General features: G+C 46.3%; 6 protein-coding genes. All 6 read right to left on the reverse strand.

The window, feature by feature from the left end; genetic code table 11:
- Nucleotides 1-17 precede the first annotated feature (17 nt).
- The gene (locus QUA99_RS33265; protein WP_445251041.1) at nucleotides 18-122 is read right to left on the reverse strand and encodes a hypothetical protein; all 105 of its coding nucleotides are present in this window, start codon (nucleotides 120-122) and stop codon (nucleotides 18-20) included.
- An 11-nt stretch (nucleotides 123-133) separates the two neighbouring features.
- Nucleotides 134-964 carry an alpha/beta hydrolase gene (locus tag QUA99_RS26010; protein WP_333242099.1) on the reverse strand — a complete coding sequence of 277 codons (831 nt, stop codon included), beginning with the start codon at nucleotides 962-964 and terminating at the stop codon, nucleotides 134-136.
- A gap of 174 nt (nucleotides 965-1,138) precedes the next feature.
- Nucleotides 1,139-2,644, reverse strand: coding sequence for a mannitol dehydrogenase family protein (locus QUA99_RS26015; protein ID WP_333242100.1), 1,506 nt, complete (start codon nucleotides 2,642-2,644; stop codon nucleotides 1,139-1,141).
- A gap of 174 nt (nucleotides 2,645-2,818) precedes the next feature.
- Nucleotides 2,819-3,523 (reverse strand): HAD family phosphatase, encoded by a 705-nt coding sequence (locus QUA99_RS26020; RefSeq protein WP_333343590.1) that lies wholly within the window; start codon nucleotides 3,521-3,523, stop codon nucleotides 2,819-2,821.
- Between the two features lie 7 nt (nucleotides 3,524-3,530).
- Nucleotides 3,531-5,036, reverse strand: a complete 1,506-nt coding sequence (locus QUA99_RS26025; protein ID WP_333242105.1) for a mannitol dehydrogenase family protein — start codon at nucleotides 5,034-5,036, stop codon at nucleotides 3,531-3,533.
- Between the two features lie 794 nt (nucleotides 5,037-5,830).
- On the reverse strand, nucleotides 5,831-6,061 hold a 231-nt coding region (locus QUA99_RS26030), incomplete at its 5' end, for a hypothetical protein (protein WP_333242107.1).

Here is a 6,061-nt window from a genome sequence, read left to right on the forward strand (position 1 = left end):
GTATGGGAGTGGCGTAGCTATTTGCGAATTCGACTTTTCAACCAAGCCGAGCATTCAATGCGGTTGATCTCAGGCGAATAGGGGGGCAGATAGACAATTTGGGCACCATCCGCTTCCAGCAACTGGGCAGTAGTTATTCTTGTGCGGATCGTAGGATGCGTTGTCTGTGCTTCGCCAGAAAATCAAGCATCACCTTCGCTACAGTATCCGCCGACTCTACCACAAAGGCGTGACCACCTTGCTCGAGGACAGCTAGTTCAGCATTGGGAATACCTTGAGCTAGCTGCTCCGAAAATCTGACCGGAGTAAGAAGGTCTTCTTTGCCAACCATAACGAGTGTAGGGCAATGAATGTTTGCCAGCCGATCGCTGGTATCACTGCCAAGAATAGCTCGGCTTTGGTGATATAGTCCATGAGGTGTCGGCGCAAATGGTTGATTCTCAATCCAGGTGATGAGTTGTTCCATTACCTCTGGAATCGAGTAAAACGCATCGGTAAACAGCCAAGGCAACAGAACCCTCTGATAAAGCGTTCCCTCTAATTTCTGTGTCAAGTCGCCAAACAATTTGATGAGTGAATTAAACTTTTCATCTCCCCTTGCCCAAGATGAGAGAAGTATCAAACTTTTGATTTTTTTGGGATATGCCAAAGCCAGTTCTTGAGCAATCTGTCCACCCATTGAATGACCTGCCACATGGACTTGAGAAATGCTCAAGTAATCCAACAGCGCGGCTGCATCAGCCGCCATTTGTTTGATGCTGTAAGGACTGTCTGGCGCTGCACTTTGCCCAACTCCTCGGTTATCAAAACGAAGCACCTGATACTGCTTAACTAGCGATCGCATCATTGCAGCCCAAGTTGAACTGTCACTGTCAAACCCCGCTATCAGCAGTAATGGCTCGTTTTCGCTAGAACCTTGAATGTTGTAGTACAAATCAACTCCGTTGACCTGAATTACTGACACAGGCTTTTCTGGAGACTATCGACTTCAATTGCTTGCATCGGTTTCTGGCCCAAGTGATAACTGTAAGGTTTTGCCATGACAGGTTGCGGTGAGACTACTACTGTATAGTTTATGTCTTAATGAAACTGGCAACAGCTATAAAGCTAAAAATCGCAGCTTAAGTTGATAATGCCATTACTGTGCCTGCGAGGATCGGACAAGCGTTCCTTTAGCACCAAACTCATGCAAACTGCTCAACTTGTCAGCAACAGTCTCGACGAAACGTGGGGACTCTACTAAATCGCCAAAAATCTCAAATATGCCGAGCAAGGGTCTGGGATCTGTTTTACCTGAGCGGACTTGTTCGGTGAGGATATCAGCTAAGGGGTCATCAATGGGGATAGGACGGTTCTGGTCGTCATAACCATTGAGATAGCGACACCAAGCAGCAATCGTCAAACTTAGGTAATCGATCGCACCTCCAAGTTGTAATTTATCGCGGATCGACCCTAAAACAAACTTAGGAATTTTGGCCGATCCATTCAGGCACAAGCGCGGAAGCCGATCGCAAATTTTAGGATTGGAAAACCGTTCAATTAGAGTCTTTTTATAATCGTCTAAATCAATCCCAGGAACGGGCTGGAGTGTTGGTGTCACCTCATCCATCAGGTTAGCGACTGCTTGCTGAAACAAGGGATCGGCCATGACTTCATAAACGTAGGTATAACCTGCCAGAGAGCCGAGATAGCCAATCAACATATGACTGGCATTGAGCAGCCGAATTTTCATCATTTCGTAGGGATGAACATCATTAGCCATCTGTACGCCAACGGATTCCCAATCGGGTCTGCCTGCACAAAAGGTATCTTCGATTACCCACTGGATGAAAGGCTCCGCGACGCATGGAAACGCATCATCAATACCAAACTGTTGTGCCACCATTTTGATATCTGCTGGGGTTGTCAGCGGAGTAATGCGATCGACCATGCAGTTCGGAAACGCAACGTGTTCAGCAATCCAACTTCCTAAATCTCGATCGCGCATTTCGGCAAATGTCGTTAGCATTTTCTGCACCATGTTGCCGTTGCCCTGGATATTGTCGCAGGACAAGACTGTAAAGGGTGCCAACCCCTGTTTGCGCCGCTTTTCGAGTGCTGCTGTCAAAAAACCGTATGTCCCGATTGGTTGGTCGGGATGTTGCAAATCGTGCTGCATTGTCGGGTGGTTTACATCGAAATTGCCACTTCCTTCAATGTAGTAGTAGCCGCTTTCAGTGACCGTTAGAGTAACAATTCGGCATTTGGGATCTGCTAATGCTTCAATAACTGCTTGACGATTGTCTGGTGCAAACAGGTATCGAGTTATTGAACCGATGATTCGAGCGCGATCGCCTTCTTGCGATCGCTCAACTAAGGTATACAAACAATCTTGGGATTGAAGCGCATCCCGCATCCGCCTGTCGCAGTCGTAGTCCAGCAATCCAACACCGCAGATTCCCCAATCACTGCCAGGATGCTGATGGAAATAATCGTCGAGATAAAGCGCTTGGTGCGATCGATGAAATCCGCCAACCCCAATATGCACAATGCCATTAGTAATTTTATGGCGATCGTAATTGGGTACGCGCACGTTTCCAGGTAAACGAAACAGAGATGCTTGATTCAGCTTGATTGTTGAGCCGGTGCTGGTATTGCTGTTCATCTTAATTTATGACCTTGTGATGAGGGCTGATTCTCAGTATTGCAAAATGGGTAAAAAAGGTGGAGTCAATTTTGGCGAGTCTGCATGGCAAGTCGATCGCAAAACCGATCGCCGACGAAGTTGTCACCCAAGCTATTCTTGGCAAAAGCTGATTTTTCACCCCTCCTTTTACGGTCATTTCAATAGCTCAATCAGATCGTGCATCCGCTCAATAACTTGCTCGGCACCAGCCGACTTAAGAGCTTCTGCACGGCTTTTTCGTTCGTCCTCGCTGACATGAGTTCCCCCTACATAACCGATAATCCGCCCAATTCCAGCAGCAACGGCAGCCCTTATCCCACTGATAGAATCTTCAACAGCCGCGCAACCCGAAACTTCAGCGTCCAGACACTTCACTGCGTGTAGATAGATGTCAGGAAGCGGCTTGGGTCGCGGAACGGGGAGAGAGTCGTGAGCGCTAAATATCTGCTCGCTGGGGAAATAGTCGGTCACGGCTGCAGAAGTAAGGCAAGCACTCAGCCGCTGTAAGCTGCTGTTACTTACAAGCGCATATTTAAATCCGTCGTCGCGCAGGTAAGACAGCACTTCGGGCGTTCCTTCAGTAGCTTTTGCCTCTACACTAAGCCGTTCAATCGCTCTCTTTTCTTCCTCAGCCACTAGCCTGTCAATATCTCGCTCATTAAGAGTAGTTAATGAGTCTGGATATATCTTCTTGAGTATTTCCCTGTAAGGTTTCCCGGCGAAGCTTTTAACAAACTCCTCAAGCTCATAGTGTTGAGCGCCAGGGAACTCGCGAGCCACTTCATTTGTCAGCCTCCATGCGCTCTCAAGTGCTATGGTTTCACTATCAACGACAGTTCCGTCATGATCGAAAAGCACCACCAAATCATGCTGAAACGGTTTCATTCAAAACGCCTCCCTCACTGTAATTCTTAAGCGCAGCCAATAGTCCGTGGGTCTGGATATCTCGCAAAGCTTGTTGGCATTCATTATCTACGACCTCTGTCTGTTCGCAATTCTCCAATCCCAGAATCCCGCTAATTACTGCGCCTTCTTGAATCGCTGTAATTGCGCTTTGGCTATCCTTGGCATAATAGGGTTGACCAGACTCGCACGCCTCTTCTCTGACTGCAAGCAGCCACGCCGCAACGGGAAGTACAATCCGCTTCATGCTGACTTTTAGGTTATAAGCATCCTGAAGTATCGGGAATATATACTTGCCTAATTTCCTACAGGTTTCTGAAGAGATTCTCTCAGTAGTATCGGGAAGATCCTCGTTACTGAGCCTTAGTAACACCTGCTCCGTATATTGTTCGCACATCTCGCGAGGCACTGGTGTTGCTGCCGCTATATCTTCCATGAGAAGCCGAGTAAACAACTGGAATTCCGGTAGGGCGATCGCCTCGTGCATATACTCTATACCTGCTCTTACAGCTAAGCAGGCTATGAAAGAGTGTACTGCATTCAAGAATCTCGACTTCATATACAAAAAGGGAGTGATGTCGCTAGTCATAATCACTCCCGTATCTTCCCACTTGGGTCGATCGCCTGTGAAGTTGTCTTCCACGACAAACTGCCAAAATGGTTCGGTTACAATGGGTGCGCGATCGCGAACTTGCAACAGTCGGCTGGGGTAGTTATAGTCGGATTCTTGCTCTTGAGGCACAATCCTGTCTACCACTGAATTAGGGAACGTGGCGTTATCCCTGATGTATTCTGCAAGCTGAGGATCGATCGGGTCAGCGTAAGCTAGCACTGCTTTTCGCAGGATTTCCCCGTTTCTTGGGAGGTTGTCGCAAGAAAGGGTGGTGAACGGTGTCATTGAGCGATCGCGTCGTCGGCGTAGCGCCTCTACTATAAAGCCAATTGCAGTTGTTGGAGCGGAAGGATTTTGCAGATCGTGCGCGATGTCTTCATTCGCTGTGTCGAGGTTAAAATTCTTGTCTAGATGGTACCCTCCTTGAGTAATTGTCAGAGTCACCAGATGCACAGAGGGAGACGCCATCTTTTCAAGCACATACTCGCACTTCTCTCTACCATTAACTATTTCCCTAATAGAACCTATAACTTCCGCTTCCTCGCGATTTTGAGCGCAACTAGAGTGTTTGGTCAAAGTGTAAAGGAATCTCTGCGGTTTCAACCTAGCAATGGTCTGTTGACTCTTGAGGCTAACCCCACAAATCCCCCATCTCTGCTCTTGAAACCCCTTCTGTGCAAGATAGTTATGTATTATGCAGGCGAGGTGGCCCCTAAAAAAACGACCTGGCCCGAAATGGACGATACCAGTCTTAAGCGCCCTCCTGTCGTAAAGAGACTGTTGCCTCCACAAACCAGTTACAGTACCGAAGCGAGAACTTGAAGAAACACTGGGCGGTCTGAGTAAGTTAACCATGAGACTTCTTAAATAAGTTTGATAAGGTAAAATGAAAAATGGTCAGTCTGGGTATACCCAATGACCTACAAGCAACACAAATGTCTCAAACTGCGAAAATTTCGGGTATCCTTTGCGCCATCTACAAAGAAGCGTATTACCAGATGGTAATTAGGGTGTGACAGATAGAGCAGAAAAACAAAAAATCAGGTAAACCTAATTAAGAATCAAAGCTCAATTGGTCATTAACCTGAAGTTAGGCACAAGAGTACGCGACCTACTGCAACTTTGTTCAACTTTGGCAAGTGCCTAAGCCGAATGTATGTCCTATAATGCGCAAATAGAATGCTTTTAATTCAGGCTTGAGATTCCCCAATAACTCTGTAGAATTTGATGTTATTTCCCTTGGTCGCTGCTATCCTCCGCCTTCAGGATAATCTACAAACAATTATTGAGAGGGATTTATAACAACAGGGTAAATAGAGTCTGACAGGTAGAACAGAGAAACAAGAAATTAGGTAAACTTAATTAAGTATCAAATATCAAGCAGTCATTAACCTGAAGTAAGGCACAAGAGTACACCACATACTGCCACTTTGTTTAGCTTGGGCAAGTGGGTAAGTCGAATGTCTTTCCTGTAAGGGGCAAATAGACTGCTTTTAAATTATGCCTTTAGATTACCTAATAGCTCTGTACACTTTGTATGTTATTTACCTTGGTCGCTGCTATCATCTGTCTTCAGGAGAATCTACAAATAATTCTTTAGAGGGACTTATAACCACAATCAAGCGTATACTTCGCTACAAGCAGTTAAGTTAGAGTTTGGCGTTTGTGTAGCAAGCGTCCAAAAAAACAACGCTTGCCTTGAAAAGTCCTGTCTGTAGCGGATGGCTGATACAGCATTGCAAGTCCGTTTCAGTCTGTCCATAAATTTTTAAAGTTTCCTCACTCACAACTGGACTTTGCACTGGGAGCATCCCGGTTTTGTAAATGGTTAAAAGTATGATATGAGCCAAAATTTTTCGCCCTGCGCTACATGATAGAAC

It is taken from the genome of Microcoleus sp. F10-B2 (assembly GCF_036704965.1).
GTDB lineage: Bacteria > Cyanobacteriota > Cyanobacteriia > Cyanobacteriales > Microcoleaceae > Microcoleus.

Bases quoted from the DNA above. Each gene is read 5' to 3' on its own strand.
- QUA99_RS26025 (WP_333242105.1), bottom strand. From the start codon at position 5,036: ATGGTTAACTTACTCAGACCGCCCAGTGTTTCTTCAAGTTCTCGCTTC.
- QUA99_RS26015 (WP_333242100.1), bottom strand. From the start codon at position 2,644: ATGAACAGCAATACCAGCACCGGCTCAACAATCAAGCTGAATCAAGCA.